This is a genomic window from Rahnella woolbedingensis (assembly GCF_003602095.1).
Classification (GTDB): Bacteria; Pseudomonadota; Gammaproteobacteria; order Enterobacterales; family Enterobacteriaceae; genus Rahnella; species Rahnella woolbedingensis.
On the sequence record NZ_RAHH01000007.1, the window covers coordinates 1 to 20325 of the forward strand.

Below are 20325 nucleotides of genomic sequence, written 5' to 3' on the forward strand. Positions count from 1 at the left end.
GACCTGGCCCGTCTGCTGACGCAGGAGTAATCTGGGCACCGGAGTGGAAGCTTCATCAGGGTAAAAATGGAATCAATAAATCCCTGCGCGGCGCGCAGCGTGAGGCGAAAGATGCGTTTGAGCATCAGTACGGTGGTAATAGCGAGCTGAGAATAACGTTGCGGACGACCACGTGAAGACGTGTTGGGCCCGACATATCAGGCCTGAATGGCCGACTCATCAAGCCAGAATGTCGGTGAGCCCCGATTGATGAGTGCCTTGCTGTAGGTAGCCCAGTTGGTGATTTTGAACTTTTATTTTGCCACGTGATATCGCTGCAGGATTAGGAGCGTGGTGATCTGATCCTGACTACGGCCAAAAGTTCGATTTATTCAACAAAGCCATTCAGGATGTCATTGTTGCTACTTATAGATGAGTAAGAGGTAATGAATACAGCATATGATAACCTTCGTACTGGTAAACTAGTAATTTCTTATTTTTGGGAAAAATAAAATACACATCATCTTCAAAAAGATATTCACCGAAAGTATCATAATAGTTAGAAACATACGCAGAAACTTCTGATGACTTTAGATGAAAAACTCCTTTACATTGGGAGTATGATATATCACAAATTATATACACATCAGATTCCAGATACAGAGATCCATTTATAATAGCAAAAACCCCCTCATCGTTAAAATGCTGCCAGCCATTGATTCTCTTACAATATAATGGTTTATTTTTTTCAGAGTGACTAATATTTGCCAACTGCCTTGGTTCACATCCAATCACATTTTTTAATACTCTACTGGACTCATCCCAATTTAGTATCCGAAAGTTAGAATTTCCCATCATATACATCTCTGCCCTCAATAAATATTTTGTCCTTAACAGGGTAACGTCTCCCATCATAGTCTCGTATAGTCACGTGAGGACCTTCATTAGTATTAGCATGTCCATAAGGATTCCATTCTATTTTTCGTTTTCCGTCGCTGCTTTGATACCAATCAGGTTTGTAATTATCAAACGAATCAAGATTACCCCCCGCAGCCTTTTCCGCTTCAGCAAGTAAATCATCCTGACTACTTACATAACGCCGAATAACGTCATTTCCTGCTGAATTTTTCCTTGTTTCACAACAATCCTTCCCAGCCAGCCCCAGCGGATCAACCCACCCCAGCGGGTTATGCACATACCCGTAAGGATTAATCCCCCCAGCCAGCCCTATCGGGTCCGGGATCAGGTATTGCCCTGTCTCGCTATCATAGTAACGATGGCGGTTGTAATGCAATCCCGATTCTTCGTCGGCGTATTGTCCGGCGAAGCGCAGGTTACAGCTCAGTTTATCATCGTTGGCCGCCGGTCGGTAGCGGGTGGCGTCTCCCCACGTGCTCAGCCGGCTGGCCCAGGCGACATCCCCTTTCTCCGTCAGTAATTCACGCGGCGTCCCCATGTGGTCGCTGACCACATAATGCAGCTGGCCTTTTTCACGGCGTGCGGCGGGCGTTAATGCCCCCGGTTCATACAGCCAGTGAATGCTTTCTTCATACGCCGGGGTGCCGTCGGCATAAACCGGCGTCTCTTCGATAAGCTGATCGCCGCTCCATAAATAATCATAACCCGCCAGTTTGCTTCGCGTGGTCTCCTGACGTCGCTTACTTATCCGCCGACCAAAAGCGTCATAGCGGTAGTGCCACTGCTCGCCGTCCGGGGTGACAAGGCCGCGCATCTGGCTGTTGGCGTCCCAGCGGTAGCGCCACACCTGCGGGCGATATCCCGGTATTTCGGTGCGCTTTTCCGCCAGCCTTCCGACGCTGTCGTAACGGTATTCCCCGTTGCCACGGCGGATAACCCGGCCTGCCTGTCGCGTCTGATTGCTCCGCTCCGGCGGAACATCATCATCACCCCGGCGCTGCTGATGCCCGATAATGTTTAAAGCGGCGTCGTACTGGAACAGCTCCAGCAGAGGCCGGGTGCCTTTTTGTTCGGCATGAACTATCTGATCGTTACTGTTGACGTGATAGTACGACGTCCCCCAGCGGCTATCGTCGATGCGCTTCACGTTATAGGCGCCGTCGTACGCCCAGCGACGGTTTATTGCAGAGTTCCGGCCTGCCGTTTGTGCCTCCAGCATCCCCGTCGGGGAATACCCCTGAGACTGTATAAATCCCGCCGCAGTATGACGCTGGTTCTCGCGTCCCAGTTTGTCGTATTCCATCTGCAACGGTGCAAAATCCCCCGCCTGCAAGCGGGTCAGCCTGCCGCTGACGTCGTACTCGTAAGCAAGTTTGCCGGTAGCCGTGCTGCGGGAAACCGGCCGGCGCGTTTGTTCGTCGTGTTGATGCACCACTTCACGCCCGTTAAGGCGTTCGCACGTCACATCACCTGCGGCGTTGTACTCAAACTCCACCGTCGCATCATCAGTTTGCGCCAGAATGAGCCGGCCCTGAGGGTCGTACGCATAGACCGTGGTGGCGAGCAGCGAAGACTGTTTTGCCTCTTCCTGCCAGATGTCTTCGCGCAATAACTCATCGCGCACCGACCACTGCCAGCGCACCACGCGACTATCGGCATGACGCGCCAGGATCCGACGTCCGGCTGCGTCATAACGGTAGTCGGTGACGCGACCGGTGAAATCAGTTTCGCGAGCCAACTGCCCGGCGGCGTCGCGCTCGTAATGCCAGATGTCGCCGGTGGCGTTAGTCACCTGATTCAGCCGGGTCAGCGAATCGTAGGCAAAATGGAGCTGATGGCCGTCCGGCCGGGTCAGTGTGTGCAGCAAATCGAACGCGCCGTAGGTGTAACTCGTCGTTTTCCCTTCGCCGTCGGTTACGGTGGCCGGACGCCTTTCCCCGTCGTAGCTCGTTCGCTGCGTCACCCCATCGGGCAAATGAACGGCTGTCACGCTGCCCTGCAAACCCGCGTGCTCCTCGCTAAGGGTATAGCGGGTGGTCTGCCCCAGTGCATCGGTGGCGCTTTGCAGGCGCCCAAAAATGTCCTGAGATAAGTGGGTTGTCGCCTCATCCGGGGCAATCATCTGGCTAAGCTGGTGTGACGCATTCCAGACGTAGCGCTGCGTTGCGCCATCAGGCCGGATATCCGCAGTCAGCAGCCCTTGCTGACTGTATTCAAAATGCTCAACCCGCCCCTGCGGATCGGTCTGGCTGAGCGTTTTTCCCTGCGCATTACGGGTGAATAACCACTCGCCGCCGTCGGGTTGGGTCAGGCGGATAACCAGCCCGTGTTCATCGTAATGATATTGCGTGACGTCGCCGCCCGCGCGGTAGACGTGAGTGATCAGCCCTTGCGGATTGTGGCGGTAACGGGTTTGCCGGCCGAGCGGGTCGGTTTCACTGACTTTATTGCCCCGGTCCCAGCGCGTTTGCGTGACGCGCCCAAGCGGATCTGTTTCACTTGTGACCAGCCCGAAAACGTTGTACTCAAAAAGCGTTCTGCCGCCTTCGCTGTCGAGATACGTGGTGGTGCGATTAGCGTCGTCGTAGATGAAGCGATCACGGTAATAACCGCCTTCCGCCTGCGTGCTGGTTACGCGGCCTTTGGCATCATATTGAACGCTGACGTCGGTTTTATCCGTGTCACGCCAGCGGGTCATGAAGCCGCGCGTGTCGTACTCGTGATACAGATGCGTGAACTGAAAAGTGTCGCAATCGGCGAGCAGGCCGGCTTCAGTGTAATGGCACTTTGCCAGCCAACGGCGTTCAAGGCCGTCCACCCTTAAGATTTTGGTGAGTTTCTCGTCTCGCCATTCCAGCTCGACACGGTAGCCGTCGCTGTGCATCAGGGCGGTCAGATGATCGTTCTGATAAGCAAAGTTGATATGATTGCCAGCGCGGTCGCGCAAGGAGGAAAGCCGGCGACGATTGCCAGGCTGCGGGTCGAAACACAGCGTCTGTTGCGTCCGTAGATTGAAGACAAACAGGCTACCGCTGCGGGAACCGGAAAGACGCAGATGGGCCTGGTGCAGGTTTATCCCCTCAACCCGATCTTTTTCAGCGGAGGAATAGTAACTGAGCGCCGAACCTTCTTCGGTGGTGAAATGGATTTCTTTATCATCAAGCAACAATGAATGGGACCAGTTATCCGCCCACTTATTACCGAAAACGCCGCTGGCGGATGCGCGGGAACGATAAACCCGGTTTAGCCTGAGTGGCAGCGTACCGGGCAGGTCAATAACTTGCAGATTTTGCAAAAAATCGCCGGTCGCAACGTCAACAGGTTCGCCTTTGACACTGCATGTATCGCTGAAATTGCCCTCTTTATTGTCAGAAACCGTAGGGTCATCGTGTTTGCTGGTGGAGGCTTTACCGTCGCCGTCGGTTTTAAATTTGACCTTGCCACCGTCGCTAAAACTGGCAGGACGTGGCGGATAGGAGTTAGCAGAAGGAACAGAGTTTTCTTTGGTAACCACCCTGCCAGATTTTTTCTTTTTTTTACCACTGACCGCACCACCGATAACAATAGCTGCAGCCATAAAAACATAATCATTCTCCATGGCCTTCTGAAAACCTTTCAACGTATTCGGGCCAGCTGATTGTGCAATGACTTCATAAGACTCTGGACTGCCGTTTCGAAGCGCACCAGCCGCCAGAAATGCACCGAACCATACACTGTCAGGTAGCGTCCCCTTATTCCTATCGTCAGATTCCTTTTCTTCTGAGGTTTCCTTTTCCACTGCTGAGCTGATTTCGTCCACCGCAATATTGGGAGTTGGCGGCTGACCGACGATTATTCCGGTGGTGTTTTTATCATTCATCCAGAATTTATCGCCGTGGCGCAGTATAGGTTTACCGCCCACACTTACGGTCTGGCTGTGTTCCATCGGCTCGCATTTGTCACCCACGGTACCGCTTTTTATGCCTTTCGCGACGCCGGGTTCATCCCCTTGGGTGGTGGGGATAAAACTTTGGTCCAGTACGACGACCGGACAACCATTGGCTTTGACCTTTTTAACCTCCTGCACCGCATTGCCCAGGCTTGCGGTTACCTGATAAGGAATGGGCGGCGTAGAGGGGCCCATCGGGGTTTTACAGACATCCGGGGACAGGCAGACCACCATCCACCGCCCGTCTTTACGCGCCATATAATTCTCAGCCATGAGCGGGCACCTCCTTGTTGTTTGTCCCTGCTGGCATTGAAAAACCGAACAGCTTTTCCAGCAGTTTTTCAGGTTCAGTTTCGTATCGCGCTTCAATTACCCGAACCGGCGCGGCTACGGGCAGCAGAAAACGCCAGCAAAGTGTGACTTCGAGTTTGTCGGCGTCGACGTGTAGCGTGTCGAGATTCATTGCGTGGGGAAGCAGCATTCCGTCATTCATGCGCAGCAGAACGAACGCCTCGTGGCCGGGGAGAGAGAAACGTATTTCGCCCTCAGGGGAAAAACCCTGCAACGCCACAGACAGCGGTAACCTGGGATAGGGTATTTGCTGGTCAGCCGGCGCAGCGTTCCAGTAGTGAAAATCAAAATCATGAGGAAGATTGGGATGTCTTTCTTTCAGCCATACATCGTCGTAAGTGCCTGCTTTGCTCAGGCGCGGTTGCCAGGCGCGCCCGGTAAAACCTAATCCGGCAGGCTGGAATTGCGGTGCCGATAAGTCTGCATTACCGCTGATCATTGAGGCGAAATCCGCAGCGGTTATCGGATAACGGGGATCGGTGATTTGCGGTGCAGGATACCGGTCAGGGCGTTTCACCCGCGCGTACCAGGCGGTAATAAATCCTTTACCAAGCGGATTACCCTAGCAGACCTTATGCGCCAGCGGTGCATGTTCTGAATCCGGATGACCGACTTTCTGAATATCAGTCAGACGGTCGGCTTTGGGAACAGAATCAGCACCGTCTTCCTTTTCATCAATTCTGCACTCGCCGCCGAATGCCGCCTCCCAAATAACCGGCTGATGAATAAATGGTTCAGGCTGCGTTATTGACCATGAGTTCGTTATTTCATTTTTTTGGAAATAACATTTTCCGGTAATGTTTAATTGTTTTTCTAAAAGAGGAACACCGCTGGCATTATTAATAATCACATTAACGTTTTTACTTACTACAGGTGCTAATTCCTTTGCGCAAGCCGTTCCATTAATAATGACATCGCAGGCAGGTTTAAACGGTGAGAGATCGCTTTCTTCGATAACTGAGGATTTATTTACTGCGCCCTGATACTCATCCTGAGCGCAGAGCCTTACTGCATCATCGTCCCGCACCCTGACGCGATAGCCTCCGCGGCCATCCGACTCCAGGCGGTAACCCACCTTCATCACGATAACGTAGTTTTCATTATCTTCCCGATCAAGCATCCGGAATTGCATCGCCGCAAAGGGCGTCAGATTACGAAATTCCATTTGTGGCTTCTTCCTTAAACATTCATCTTAAAAAGATGAAGCTTTATTAACGCCATAGAAAATGATGTTAATAGTAAAAGGATTTAATCCATTTCAGGAGAGCGAATGACATAAGCAGAGAATAAATAGCACTAATTATGCAAATACCGCAAACATTAAAACAGCCCGTTATATAATGAGGGTTATTATTATTTATGAGCTGAATATCAGACGCTATTAAGGAGAGTAAATAAAAAAGGCATAACACGTTGCCATGTTATGCCCTTTACCCTTCATACTTGAAATTGCCTTTGCGTTAGCTTCACTTTTTCACCCGAATCACTGACCAACGTCAGCTCATCGGGATTCACTCGCTTGCTGCCTTAATGCAATTCCAATTACTTTGGGTTCTCAAACTAAGAAAACTTATTCTTCTTCGTCGTCAGCTGGCTGATCGTCTTCACTTTCTGCGTCGTCTGGCAGGTCGGCTGCTTGTGCCGCTTCCAGTTCGCCCGCTTCGGTGGCTACGCCATCCAGCTCTTCATCTTCTACCGGTTCTGCAACACGTTGCAGGCCGACCACGTGCTCATCGTCTGCGGTACGGATAAGCGTCACACCCTGGGTGTTACGGCCAACAGTACTCACTTCAGAAACACGGGTACGCACCAGCGTACCGGCGTCGGTGATCATCATGATCTGATCCGCTTCATCAACCTGGATCGCGCCAATCACTGGTCCGTTACGCTCGCTCACTTTGATCGAGATAACGCCCTGCGTTGCGCGGGATTTGGTTGGATATTCGGCAGATTCAGTACGTTTACCGAAGCCGTTTTCAGTCACAGTCAGAATACAACCGTCACCGCGTGGGATAATCAGGGACACCACGCTGTCGCCTTCGCCCAGACGGATACCGCGAACGCCCGTCGCCGTACGGCCCATTGAGCGGACCGCTTCTTCAGAGAAGCGCACCACTTTACCGGCGGCAGAGAACAGCATGACTTCATCTTTACCATCAGTCAGGTCAACACCAATCAGCTCATCACCCTCGTTGAGGTTGATGGCAATGATGCCGGCGCTGCGCGGACGGCTGAAATCGGTCAGTGCAGTTTTCTTAACGGTACCGCTGGCGGTTGCCATGAACACATGGCGGCCTTCTTCGTACTCGCGTACTGGCAGAATGGCGGTAATACGTTCGTTTGGCTCAAGCGGCAGCAGGTTGACGATAGGACGACCACGGGCACCGCGGCTGGCTTCCGGCAACTGATAGACTTTCATCCAGTACAAACGTCCGCGACTTGAGAACATCAGAATGGTGTCATGGGTGTTCGCCACCAGCAGACGGTCGATGAAGTCTTCTTCTTTAATACGTGCTGCTGACTTACCTTTACCGCCGCGACGCTGCGCTTCGTAATCGGTCAGAGGCTGATATTTCACGTAGCCCTGATGCGACAGGGTCACTACAACATCTTCCTGATTGATCAGGTCTTCGATGTTGATATCAGACGTATTAGCAGTGATTTCGGTACGACGCGGATCGTTGTACTGATCGCGGATCGCTTCCAGTTCTTCACGAATGACTTCCATCAGACGGTCAGGGTTGGACAGGATGAACAGCAGCTCGGCGATTTGCACCAGCAGCTCTTTGTATTCATCCAGCAGTTTTTCGTGCTCAAGACCGGTCAGTTTCTGCAAGCGCAGATCCAAAATGGCCTGCGCCTGTTGTTCAGTCAGGAAGTATTTGCCGTCGTGAATACCAAACTGTGATTCCAGCCATTCCGGACGCGCGGCGTCATCACCGGCGCTTGCCAGCATGGCAGAAACGTTGCCCAGATCCCATGAACGCGCGACCAGGCCCGCTTTCGCTTCAGCCGGCGTCGGTGCAGCACGGATCAGTTCAATGATCGGATCGATATTTGCCAGCGCGATCGCCAGTGCTTCGAGGATATGAGCACGGTCACGCGCTTTGCGCAGTTCGAAGATAGTACGGCGTGTGACGACTTCACGGCGGTGGCGAACGAACGCAGACAGGATTTCTTTCAGACCGAGAATTTTCGGCTGACCCTGGTGCAGTGCCACCATGTTGATACCGAAAGAAGTCTGCAACTGCGTCAGGGAATACAGGTTGTTCAGAACCACTTCACCCACGGCGTCACGTTTGATTTCAATGACGATACGCATGCCGTCTTTATCAGACTCATCACGCAGCGCACTGATACCTTCAACGCGTTTTTCTTTCACCAGCTCGGCGATCTTTTCGATCAGACGGGCTTTGTTCACCTGATACGGGATCTCGTGAACAATGATGGTTTCGCGGCCGGTTTTCGCATCCGCTTCCACTTCAGCGCGGGCACGGATATAAATCTTGCCACGGCCGGTACGGTAAGCTTCTTCGATACCACGACGACCGTTGATGATTGCCGCTGTCGGGAAGTCTGGCCCCGGGATGTGTTCCATCAGCCCTTCAATGCTGATGTTTTCATCTTCAATGAACGCCAGACAACCATTGATAACCTCGGTGAGGTTATGCGGGGGAATGTTCGTCGCCATACCCACCGCGATGCCTGACGAGCCGTTAACCAGCAGGTTAGGAATGCGCGTTGGCATAACAGAAGGAATTTGTTCTGTGCCGTCATAGTTTGGCACGAAATCGACAGTTTCTTTTTCTAAATCTGCCAGCAATTCGTGAGCAATTTTTGACATGCGGATTTCGGTGTAACGCATGGCGGCTGCTGAGTCGCCATCCACTGAACCGAAGTTACCCTGCCCGTCCACCAGCATATAGCGAAGTGAGAAAGGCTGAGCCATACGAACGATGGTGTCATAAACCGCGGTATCACCGTGCGGGTGATATTTACCGATAACGTCACCGACCACACGGGCCGATTTTTTATAGGCTTTATTCCAGTCGTTACCGAGGACATTCATTGCGAAAAGTACGCGGCGGTGCACCGGTTTCAAACCATCGCGCACATCTGGCAACGCACGTCCGACAATAACGGACATCGCATAATCCAAATAAGAGTTTTTCAGCTCTTCTTCGATGTTAATCGGTGTGATTTCTCTGGCAAGGTCGCTCATGGAGCTGCTATCCCTCTACTGATTATTCATGGCCGCTGCCCACGTAGGCATATATAGCGCAAAGGTGTAAAACTATACCACAAACCAGAGAAACGTGGAAAACAACCGCCCCCTTTTGCGTACTATTATCCAACGTGATTCAAACCTTTGCGCAAACCCGTTCATTTCGTACAAACCTTAACCATAACGACAAAACTGAACCAAACCAGACGGAATATGTATAATCCGCTTATCAGGAAATAAGGAGTTCCACACGCTCATGACAACCACACCGTCCGCCATACCGCAAAACATCGACCATGAAGAAATCGCCAAATTTGAGGCCGTCGCCTCACGCTGGTGGGATCTGGAAGGTGAATTCAAACCGCTACACCGTATCAACCCGTTGCGTCTGAACTACATTCTCGAACGCGCCGATGGCCTGTTCGGTAAGAATGTCCTCGACGTCGGCTGTGGCGGCGGCATTTTGAGTGAGAGCATGGCGGTGGCAGGCGCAACGGTGACAGGGCTGGACATGGGCGGCGAGCCGTTGCAGGTCGCGCGTTTACATGCGCTGGAAAGTGGTGTGAAAGTCGAATACGTGCAGGAAACTGTTGAGGCGCATGCCCAGGCACACCCGCAACAATATGATGTCGTCACCTGCATGGAAATGCTTGAGCACGTACCGGATCCGGCTTCTGTCGTCGCCGCCTGTGCGCGTCTGGTGAAACCCGGCGGTCATGTGTTCTTCTCCACCATCAACCGCAACAACAAAGCCTGGCTGATGGCGATTTTCGGCGCAGAATATGTGCTGAAGATGGTGCCAAAAGGCACACACGACATTAAAAAATTCATCAAGCCTTCTGAATTGCTGGGCATGATTGACCGCACATCGCTGTTCGAGCGTCACATTATGGGGCTGCACTACAACCCGCTGACTGACCATTTCAAACTGGGCCCGAACGTCGACGTCAATTACATGATCCACACTCAGGCAGAAGATAAAGCCTGAACGCTGTTGCGTTAAAACCTCTCTGTCGTCAAGCCCGGAAGATGCTTTCCGGGCTGAAACTCTCAAAGTTTGTCCTGACCTCCCTGCCCTGAATTTTACTTAAACCTTAGTTTTTAGGGCGTTGGTCACCTCGGTCGTCGCAACATGTTTTTTTAGAATAGTTATTCAGATCAATATAGCGTTTTTTTCTAACGTTTAATAAACCGGCAGTCGATCACCTTTATTAAAAATATAAGAAAATCGTATCTCAGATATTGACAGGTTTACCGCGCCAGCAATGGCGGACTCTTCAGGCTGGGCTCAGAAAATTCTCCCCAACTTATCCACAAAACAGGCCATTTTGTTCACTTGCAAAAGGGCCATTCAGTCACTATCTTGTCATCAGAAAATAACAAACCCACAATATATTGTGTTTATATCCTGACCAGCACACTAGGGACACCTTGTGCTGCCGCGCGCGTTTGGCGTGGATAGTTCAGACCCTTTATAAACCTTTGAGGTATCGCCCCGAATGAACCAAAGTCTGCTTGTAACTAAACGTGATGGCCGCACAGAACGCATCAACCTTGATAAAATCCACCGTGTCATTGACTGGGCAGCGGAAGGTCTTCAAAACGTATCAGTTTCTCAAGTAGAACTTCGTTCACACATCCAGTTCTATGACGGGATCAAAACCGCTGATATTCATGAAACCATTATCAAAGCAGCGGCTGACCTGATCTCGAAAGATGCACCGGATTACCAATATCTGGCTGCACGTCTGGCTATCTTCCATCTGCGTAAAAAAGCCTATGGCCAGTTTGAACCACCAAAACTGATCGACCAGGTCACGCGTATGGTTGAAATGGGTAAATACGATAAACATCTGCTGGAAGACTACACGGCTGAAGAGTTCGAGCTGATGGACAGTTTTATTGACCACTGGCGCGACATGAATTTCTCTTACGCCGCGGTGAAGCAGCTGGAAGGGAAGTATCTGGCACAGAACCGTGTGACCGGCGATATCTACGAAAGTGCGCAGTTCCTCTACATTCTGGTCGCGGCCTGCCTGTTCTCCGGCTACCCGCGCGAAACCCGTCTGGATTACATCAAACGTTTCTACGACGCGATTTCTACCTTCAAAATTTCTTTGCCTACGCCGATTATGTCCGGCGTGCGTACTCCGACCCGTCAGTTCAGTTCTTGTGTTCTGATCGAATGTGGCGACAGCCTGGATTCTATCAATGCCACGTCCAGCGCCATCGTGAAATACGTTTCCCAACGTGCCGGTATCGGCATCAACGCCGGTCGCATCCGTGCGCTGGGTAGCCCGATCCGCGGCGGCGAAGCGTTCCACACCGGTTGTATCCCGTTCTACAAACACTTCCAGACCGCCGTGAAATCCTGTTCTCAGGGCGGCGTTCGTGGCGGTGCAGCAACGCTGTTCTACCCGATGTGGCATCTGGAAGTCGAAAGCCTGCTGGTTCTGAAAAACAACCGTGGTGTTGAAGGCAACCGCGTCCGTCATATGGACTACGGCGTGCAGATCAACAAACTGATGTATCAGCGTCTGGTAAAAGGCGGCGACATTACGCTGTTCAGCCCGTCTGACGTCCCTGGCTTGTACGATGCGTTCTTTGCCGATCAGGAAGAGTTCGAGCGCCTGTATGAGAAATACGAGCAGGACGCCAGCATCCGTAAGCAGAAAGTGAAAGCGGTTGAACTGTTCTCCCTGATGATGCAGGAACGTGCATCAACCGGGCGTATCTATATTCAGCACGTCGACCACTGCAACACCCACAGCCCGTTTGATCCGGCTATTGCGCCAGTTCGCCAGTCCAACCTGTGTCTGGAAATCGCGCTGCCAACCAAACCGCTGGACGATGTGAACGACGAAAACGGCGAAATCGCGCTGTGTACGCTGTCTGCCTTCAACCTCGGCGCTATCGAAAGCCTTGACGACCTGGAAGAACTGGCTGTGCTGGCAGTTCGTGCCCTCGACGCCCTGCTCGATTATCAGGATTATCCGATCAAAGCCGCTAAACGTGGTGCGATGGGTCGCCGTACTCTGGGTATTGGCGTCATTAACTACGCTTACTATCTGGCGAAAAACGGCGTGCGTTATTCCGATGGCAGCGCGAACAACCTGACGCACAAAACCTTCGAAGCCATTCAATATTACCTGCTGAAAGCCTCGAACGAACTGGCGAAAGAGCAAGGCGCGTGTCAGTGGTTCAACGAAACCACCTATTCCAAAGGCATCATGCCGGTGGATACGTACAAGAAAGACCTGGATGCAATTTGCAACGAGCCGCTGCATCTGGACTGGGATACGCTACGTGAAAACATCAAAACGCACGGTCTGCGTAACTCCACGCTTTCCGCACTGATGCCTTCTGAGACGTCTTCGCAGATCTCCAATGCCACCAACGGCATTGAGCCACCACGCGGTCACATCAGTATCAAAGCGTCGAAAGACGGGATCCTGCGTCAGGTGGTGCCTGAGTATGAGCGTCTGAAAGATCAGTACGAACTGCTGTGGGATATGCCCAACAACGACGGTTACCTGCAACTGGTTGGCGTGATGCAGAAATTCATCGACCAGGCGATTTCGTCTAATACCAACTACGACCCTTCGCGCTTCCCGAACAGCAAAGTGCCGATGAAGCAATTGTTGAAAGACTTGCTGACTGCCTACAAATTTGGCGTGAAAACTCTGTACTATCAGAACACCCGTGACGGTGCTGACGATGTACAGGAAGACATGAAAGCCGAAGTGGCTGACGACTGCGAAAGCGGTGCCTGCAAAATCTAATCGTCTGTTTTAATTAAACATATTATTCAAAACCCCCGTCAGGGGGTTTTTGCCGAGAATTTCGAGGAAGTTATGGCCTACAGTACTTTTTCCCAGAATAAAAACGATCAGCTTCTTGAGCCAATGTTCTTTGGCCAGTCGGTTAACGTTGCGCGTTTCGACCAGCAGAAGCATGAAATCTTTGAAAAACTGATCGAAAAACAGCTGTCCTTCTTCTGGCGTCCGGAAGAGATCGACGTTTCCCGCGACCGTATCGATTTCCAGGCGTTGCCGGATCACGAAAAGCACATCTTCCTGAGCAACCTTAAATATCAGACGCTGCTCGATTCCATCCAGGGTCGCAGCCCGAACGTGGCGCTGCTGCCGCTGATCTCAATTCCGGAACTGGAAACCTGGGTCGAAACCTGGGCGTTTTCAGAGACTATCCACTCGCGCTCATACACGCATATCATCCGCAACATCGTGAACGATCCGGCGATTGTGTTTGACGATATCGTCACCAACGAAGAAATCCTCAAGCGCGCGAAAGACATCTCCGGTTATTACGACACGCTGATTGAGATGACCAGCTACTACCATCTGCTGGGCGAAGGCACGCATCAGGTGAACGGCAAAACTGTCGTGGTTAATCTGCGTGAGCTGAAGAAAAAACTCTACATCTGTCTGATGAGCGTGAACGCGCTGGAAGCCGTGCGCTTCTACGTCAGCTTCGCCTGTTCATTTGCGTTCGCCGAACGTGAACTGATGGAAGGCAACGCGAAAATCATCAAGATGATCGCCCGTGATGAAGCGTTGCATCTGACCGGTACCCAGCACGCGCTGAACCTGCTGCGTTCAGGCCAGGACGACCCTGAAATGGTGGAAATCGCCAAAGAATGCCAGCAGGAATGTCACGATTTGTTCGTGCTCGCAGCACAGCAGGAGAAAGACTGGGCAGAATATCTGTTCAAAGACGGTTCGATGATCGGCCTGAACAAAGATATTTTGTGCCAGTACGTTGAGTACATCACTAACATCCGTATGCAGGCCGTGGGTCTGGACGCGCCGTTCAAAACCCGCTCTAACCCAATCCCGTGGATCAACGCCTGGCTGGTATCCGACAACGTGCAGGTTGCGCCGCAGGAAGTGGAAGTCAGCTCCTATTTGGTCGGTCAGATTGACTCTGAAGTTCACGCCGACGATCTGAGTGATTTCGAGCTGTAAATGGCGGAAAGAACTATCACACTTTCGGCAAACGGCCAGCAACTGGCCTGTAAGTCAGAACACCGGAACTTGCTGGAAGTGTTTGAACATCATCAGGTTGAAGTGGAATACCAGTGCCGGGAAGGTTATTGCGGATCGTGCCGGATGAAACTTATCAACGGCACCGTTGAGTACAGTGATAAACCTTTAGCTTTCATCTCTGACGGTGAGATTTTGCCGTGCTGTTGCATGCCGGTTGGGGATATTGAGATTGAGTTTTAGTGGGCTGCTGCCCATGCCTGCCTTTAGCCTTTAGCTTTTAGCTTTTAGCCTTCAACATCAAGACATTGGGCTCGCAGCCCAAACTGACCTTAAGATCAACACCGTGGGTTGCCACCCACACTGGCCTTAGGGGTGGCTTATCGCCGCCACCCCTAAGAACCCCGGGCTCTTTCACTGCGCGCTGTCGCAGGTACGACGGACATGTTCCGGCGCAATAGTGAGTGGCGCAAATCCAGGTGCTTCGCACTGCCTTCTCTCGGTCTTCGAGCCGATGGTCTCGAAGCCGCTCCGTTCAGCTGAATTTTGATCACGCCAATCAACTTTTTTAAAAGAGGCAAACAGTCTGCTTTTGAATTTAAGATCGTACGGGCGTTTCAGAAAGCTTGCTGAATGAGAGGTTGCAGACCAAAGGCTGCAATCCCGAAATGAAGGCACCGCGCTGCGGCAAGATTTCCAGCCTGTCACTGCGGTAACTGAAACATAGCCAGCGAGCGGAGCGCGCAGTAGAAGAGCCGGAGATTCTTAAGAGGCGCGGCGATAGGCGCCTCTTAAGGCCGGTTTGGGCGGCAAACCCAAGGTGTTGACTTGGCTTTTGTAAAAGCTAAACCTTAGCTACCCGATCCAGCCAGGGATATTCCGCTACCGGATCCCACCCGTTCAGATACCGCCGCAACATATCCATCCCCACCATCGCGATAGTCTCCTGTCTTAACGTCAACCCGTGCCGCGTCGCGGTATAGCGGATGGTTAACCCGCTGGTTCCTGAAGGCGTGTGCAGCGCCAGACTGAGTTGTTCACCTGATAATGCCCCAACCGCCAGCGCCAGCTGCGCGCCGGTGGTTTCGGCCAGATTCTGCGCACGTGCCAGCAAGCCTTCGAGAGATTTCTCCGGCGAGGCTTCATCGCCCTGAGGCAATAATTCGCCGCTGACCAGCGGAACGCCTGCGCTTTGCAGACGCCAGTTCAGTAAGCCACCGGTGAAACTTTCACTGACCGCCAGACGCATATCCTGCGCCAGCAGACGCTCTGCCAGGCGATCCGGAAGACTGCCCGGTCCTTCGAAAATCGTGCTCTCCCCCGCCACTTCACGCACGCGCTCAAACGCTTTGTGCATCGCGGCTTCCTCAGAGCGCGGGCCGGTAACTTTCAGCTCGATAATCGGCGATGAAGAACGGTAGCCCATCACCACGCCTTCCGGCAGTTCAAGTTTATCCAGCTCAGTCGCGAGATCACTTTCACCACGACCAAAAGTGGTCAGGCGCAGGCACAACGGCGCTTCCAGAGCCGGGAATTGTTTATGCAGACGCGGAACGATCTGCTTTTCCACCATCACTTTAAATTCTGAAGGCACACCTGGAGTGAAGAAAATCTGACAGCGGTTGAGCTTCACGCTAAATCCGCAGGCGGTGCCAACCGGATTATCCAGCAGTTCGGCATTGGCCGGGATCTGCGCCTGTTTGCGGTTGGATTCGGCCATAGGACGACCGCGCTCGTTGAAAAACGCCTGCATGGTTTCAATCCATCCGGCATCTTCTACCAGTTCCACCCCACAGGCTTTCGCCGCTGCCAGCGCACTTAAATCGTCAGTCGTTGGACCCAGACCGCCGTTCACAATCAGCACATCGGCGATATGACTGCGTTCTTCAAGAACCGCTACCAGCGCATCCAGACTGTCGCCCACGGTTTCACGACTGGTCATCGGTAAACCTTGTTCGAACAGATAATTCGCCAGCCACGCCGAATTGGTATCCACAATCTGGCCGTGCAGCACTTCATCACCCGTACTCAGCATCTCAACCCTAAGCATCCCGTTCTCCTTCTGGTTTTTTGTCATTCCACTGTAGAAAGGCTGGGGCAGAAAAACAATCTCCCCGGAGCAGAAAACAAAAAGGCCCGCACGAATGCGAGCCTTGAGATGTTGTTTCTGACAGAATCAGAAATTGATGGCGCCGCCCAGATACGCGCCGTCTGCCACCACGTTGTCGCGGTTGCCGTCTTTACCGTCCATGGACATGTAGCGGTAACCCACGCTCACGGTAACCAGCGGGATTGCGGTCAGACGCACGCCCGCGTTAGCTTCTGTGTAGCTGCCAATTCCGCTGGAGAGGGAGTCCGGAGAATAGTAATACTCACCGTACAGGCTGAATATTTTTGCAACTGGCAATTGCAGACCACCGCCGAGCGCGGCAGCATAACCTTCGTCGCCATCTTTCGGATTGGTATATAAGCCTTTACCGCCAATGGTCGCCATGAACGGGCCTAAAGGTATGTTGTAACCTAAACCCAGGCCAGCCACATCGCCGTCGTCGTCGTTATGAGTCCATTCACCGCTCAGCGCCAGCCCCGGAGAAGTGGTACCAAAGCCCACGCCCAGGTGTGTGTAGTGTTCGCCAACTTCACCGTTAACACTGATTGCATTTGCAGAAGCGGCGGCAAACATCAGGCTGGCGGCTGCGCCAGCGACAAGGATCTTTTTCATTATTTTTCCCAAATAATAGCTAAACGACATTAAATCTTCCGCACGAAGTCTAAAGCAATTTACTCTGCTGTAACAACTTTTTGGAACTTTAAACATTCATCTCATGAGTGAAAATTGTAAGAAACATCGTTTTCATTGATGAAATGAAGTTTTCCCGTTGAATTAATAACTCCCACCTATTTGCCCATGATCAATATAGGGTTTATTACTAATGCAGTAGAGTAAGTTTGACTTAGGGAAGCAACCCGCTGATAAGGACATAAATAGATTCGTTTTTTCCCTCGCACGTACGTTTCAAAATCCATAATTGAAGGAAATTATTATGACTAAGAAAGGATTAACCACCGCCGCTGGCGCGCCCGTCGTCGATAATAATAACGTTATTACTGCGGGTCGCCGCGGACCGTTGCTTTTGCAGGACGTGTGGTTTCTTGAGAAATTAGCGCATTTCGACCGGGAAGTGATCCCTGAGCGTCGTATGCACGCGAAAGGTTCCGGCGCTCACGGTACGTTTACTGTGACCCACGATATTACCTCCTATACCCGCGCGAAGATCTTCTCAGAAATCGGTAAACAAACTGACATGTTTATCCGTTTCTCAACGGTGGCCGGTGAGCGCGGCGCGGCGGATGCAGAACGTGATATCCGCGGTTTCTCGATGAAGTTTTACACTGAAGAAGGCAACTGGGATTTAGTCGGTAACAATACGCCAGTATTTTATCTGCGCGACCCGCTGAAATTCCCTGACCTGAACCACGTGGTTAAACGTGACCCGCGCACCAATCTGCGCAATCCTGCCTATAAATGGGACTTCTTCTCTCATCTGCCGGAAGCCCTGCATCAGCTGACCATCGACGTCAGCGATCGCGGTCTGCCAACGTCTTACCGTCATATCCACGGTTTCGGCAGCCATACCTTCAGCTTTATCAATGCAGAAAACGAACGCTTCTGGGTGAAATTCCACTTCCGCTGCCAGCAGGGTATTGAAAACCTGATGGATGATGAAGCCGAAAAACTGGTGGGCACCGACCGTGAAAGCTCCCAGCGTGACCTATACGAAGCGATTGAACGCGGTGATTTCCCGCGCTGGAAACTGTTCGTGCAAATCATGCCGGAAGCGGATGCCTCAAAACTGCCGTACAACCCGTTTGACCTGACCAAAGTCTGGCTGCACAGCGATTATCCGCTGATTGAAGTGGGTGAATTCGAGCTGAACCGTAATCCGGAAAACTACTTTGCCGAAGTGGAACAGGTGGCAATGAGCCCGGCTAACGTGGTGCCGGGCATCGGTTTCTCGCCGGATCGCATGTTGCAGGGACGTCTGTTCTCCTATGGTGATGCGCACCGCTATCGTCTGGGCGTGAACCATCATCAGATCCCGGTTAACGCACCAAAATGCCCGTTCCATAATTATCATCGTGACGGCGCAATGCGTGTGGATGGCAACAGCGGCAACGGCGTAACGTATGAACCGAATAATGCCGGTTTGTTCCAGGAACAACCTGATTACAGCGAACCGCCACTGAGCATTGAAGGCGCGGCCGACCACTGGAATCACCGTGAAGATGACGATTACTTCACCCAGCCGCGTTTACTGTTCAATCTGCTGTCTGAAGCCGAACATCAGCGTATGTTTGCACGTATTGCCAGTGAGCTGAAACATGCGTCGCCAGACACGCAGGCACGTCAGGTGGCGCTGTTCTATAAGGTCTGCCCGGCCTATGGCGCTGGCGTTGAGAAAGCCCTGAAAGACTGATTTTCTGACTTTCAGAAATGACGAGGGCCGCTATGTGCGGCCCTTTTTTGTTTTCACAAGCAGGCGTTACGAAAGCCTGTCTATCCATTGACGGACGCTGGCACGCGAGATTTTAATCCCGCCCTGAGCGAGCATTTCGGGCAACGGGTGATAGGCCACCGGCAACTGAAAACGCGGGATCTTGCTGCTCAGCCAGAGATTAAGTTCCTCATACAGCAGTCCGACCTGCGCTTCGAGAACAGCGACGGGACGATGACCAAACTGCTCATCTTCTACCGGCACGACAAACGCCTGAGAAACCTGCGGATGACTCACCAGCACTTTCTCGATATCTTCAGGCTGTATCCCTTCCCCGCCGCTGAAAAAGAGATTATCCAGCCGTCCGGCGATCAGCAGTTCGCCATCACGCCATTCTCCCCGGTCACGGGTATGTAACCAGCCGTCAGTACTGACTACCGGCGTCAGCGCACCCTTTTTCCAGTAACCACAGGCCAGACTGTCGCTGCGGATCAGCACTTCCTGACTGACGATGTTGATGTCTTTCCCGCTGAGCGGCAGCCCGACGCCCGCAGATCCATCGGCACGCTTTGCGGTCACGGTAGACGCCGTTTCAGTCATGCCGTATCCGCACCAGCAGCGGATCCCCGCGCTTTCCGCCTGTGCGGTCAATTCCGGCGGGATCTGCGCGCCACCGAGCAACACATCTTTCAATTTTTCTGGCAGCGACGGGCTTTTGAGCAGACGCCAGAGCTGGGTCGGCACCAGTGAGGCATGGCTGCATTCCTGCAATGCCGCTTCAAAGGGTTGTCCATCGGCCAGCACCAGCGTCGCTCCGGCAAGCAGCCAGCGCCAGATGATGCCCTGTCCGGAAACATGGAATTGCGGTAAAGAGAGCAGCCAGCTGTGGTTCTGTGTGAAAGGGATAAGCCCGAGCACGCCCGCCGCACTGGCCAGATGGGCGGCGAGGGTATGCGCAGCCGCTTTAGGTAACCCCGAAGAGCCGGAGGTCAGCGTCAGCGTTGCAATGCGATCCGGCTGCCACGCGACGGCGCTGACAGACCAGGCATTTTGCAGCGTGAGCGCGGGGATGTTCAGACTAAGTGCCGGTTCAGCGAGGTCTAGCATAAAATCAATATCGAGCTGAGAAAGCAGTTCGTCGCATAACGCCTGAGGAAGTTGCGGATTGAGCGGCAATAAGCGCGCGCCGGTCTGCAACAGCGCCAGATAACTCAGCAGCGCATCCAGATTATTTTTACTGCGCAGCACCACGCCGGCGCCTTCTGTCACGCCCTGAGCAATAAATCCGGCGGCCAGCGAATCAACACGATGCTGTAAATCACACCAGCACCAGCTGACGTCCCCGGCTTTAAGCGCCACCGCAAAAGGAGTCTGGGCAGACCACTGACGCCACGGCCAGTCCGTCATAATTGGCTCTGCCATACT

At 52.5% G+C, this 20325-nt stretch carries 11 protein-coding genes and 2 pseudogenes; 5 read left to right on the plus strand and 8 right to left on the minus strand.

Annotated features, from left to right (window positions below; all coding sequences use genetic code 11):
* The 5 genes and pseudogenes from D6C13_RS06935 to gyrA form a co-directional block, all read right to left on the minus strand.
* Nucleotides 1-284, minus strand: a pseudogene (locus D6C13_RS06935) (transposase); the annotation flags it as partial.
* 121 nt (nt 285-405) lie between these two features.
* Nucleotides 406-837 carry a hypothetical protein gene (locus tag D6C13_RS25460; protein WP_147408174.1) on the minus strand — a complete coding sequence of 144 codons (432 nt, stop codon included), beginning with the start codon at nt 835-837 and terminating at the stop codon, nt 406-408.
* Nucleotides 821-5098: a PAAR-like domain-containing protein gene (locus D6C13_RS06940; protein WP_120132078.1), complete on the minus strand. Its 4278-nt coding sequence runs from the start codon at nt 5096-5098 to the stop codon at nt 821-823. Before D6C13_RS06940 ends, D6C13_RS25460 begins: the two co-directional genes overlap by 17 nt.
* Nucleotides 5091-6341, minus strand: a pseudogene (locus tag D6C13_RS06945) (DUF2169 family type VI secretion system accessory protein). Before D6C13_RS06945 ends, D6C13_RS06940 begins: the two are co-directional and overlap by 8 nt.
* 405 nt (nt 6342-6746) lie before the next feature.
* Complete coding sequence (gene gyrA / locus D6C13_RS06950; RefSeq protein ID WP_120132079.1) at nt 6747-9398, minus strand: DNA topoisomerase (ATP-hydrolyzing) subunit A; 2652 nt, start codon at nt 9396-9398, stop codon at nt 6747-6749.
* A gap of 259 nt (nt 9399-9657) precedes the next feature.
* Between gyrA and ubiG the strand changes: the two genes are divergently transcribed.
* The 4 genes from ubiG (at nt 9658) to yfaE (ending at nt 14647) form a co-directional block, all read left to right on the plus strand.
* Entirely contained in the window at nt 9658-10389 is a 732-nt protein-coding gene (ubiG, locus tag D6C13_RS06955) for a bifunctional 2-polyprenyl-6-hydroxyphenol methylase/3-demethylubiquinol 3-O-methyltransferase UbiG (RefSeq protein WP_120132080.1), read from the plus strand.
* A 511-nt stretch (nt 10390-10900) separates the two neighbouring features.
* On the plus strand, nt 10901-13183 hold the full coding sequence (gene nrdA, locus D6C13_RS06960) for a class 1a ribonucleoside-diphosphate reductase subunit alpha (protein ID WP_120132081.1): 2283 nt from the start codon (nt 10901-10903) through the stop codon (nt 13181-13183).
* A gap of 72 nt (nt 13184-13255) precedes the next feature.
* Nucleotides 13256-14386, plus strand: a complete 1131-nt coding sequence (gene nrdB, locus D6C13_RS06965; RefSeq protein WP_120132082.1) for a class Ia ribonucleoside-diphosphate reductase subunit beta — start codon at nt 13256-13258, stop codon at nt 14384-14386.
* On the plus strand, nt 14387-14647 hold the full coding sequence (gene yfaE, locus D6C13_RS06970; RefSeq protein ID WP_120132083.1) for a class I ribonucleotide reductase maintenance protein YfaE: 261 nt from the start codon (nt 14387-14389) through the stop codon (nt 14645-14647). It abuts the gene before it with no gap.
* Between the two features lie 601 nt (nt 14648-15248).
* Here the strand turns inward: yfaE and D6C13_RS06975 are convergent.
* A complete protein-coding gene (locus D6C13_RS06975) occupies nt 15249-16454 on the minus strand; it encodes a nicotinamide mononucleotide deamidase-related protein YfaY (RefSeq protein WP_120132084.1) in 1206 nt (401 codons plus the stop codon).
* A 126-nt stretch (nt 16455-16580) separates the two neighbouring features.
* Entirely contained in the window at nt 16581-17126 is a 546-nt protein-coding gene (locus tag D6C13_RS06980; RefSeq protein ID WP_120132239.1) for a YfaZ family outer membrane protein, read from the minus strand.
* A gap of 322 nt (nt 17127-17448) precedes the next feature.
* Here D6C13_RS06980 and D6C13_RS06985 point away from each other — a divergent pair, with 322 nt between their 5' ends.
* Nucleotides 17449-18882 (plus strand): catalase, encoded by a 1434-nt coding sequence (locus D6C13_RS06985; RefSeq protein ID WP_167457993.1) that lies wholly within the window; start codon nt 17449-17451, stop codon nt 18880-18882.
* A gap of 66 nt (nt 18883-18948) precedes the next feature.
* Here the strand turns inward: D6C13_RS06985 and menE are convergent, their stop codons facing one another.
* A complete protein-coding gene (menE, locus tag D6C13_RS06990) occupies nt 18949-20322 on the minus strand; it encodes an o-succinylbenzoate--CoA ligase (protein WP_120132241.1) in 1374 nt (457 codons plus the stop codon).
* Nucleotides 20323-20325 lie beyond the last annotated feature (3 nt).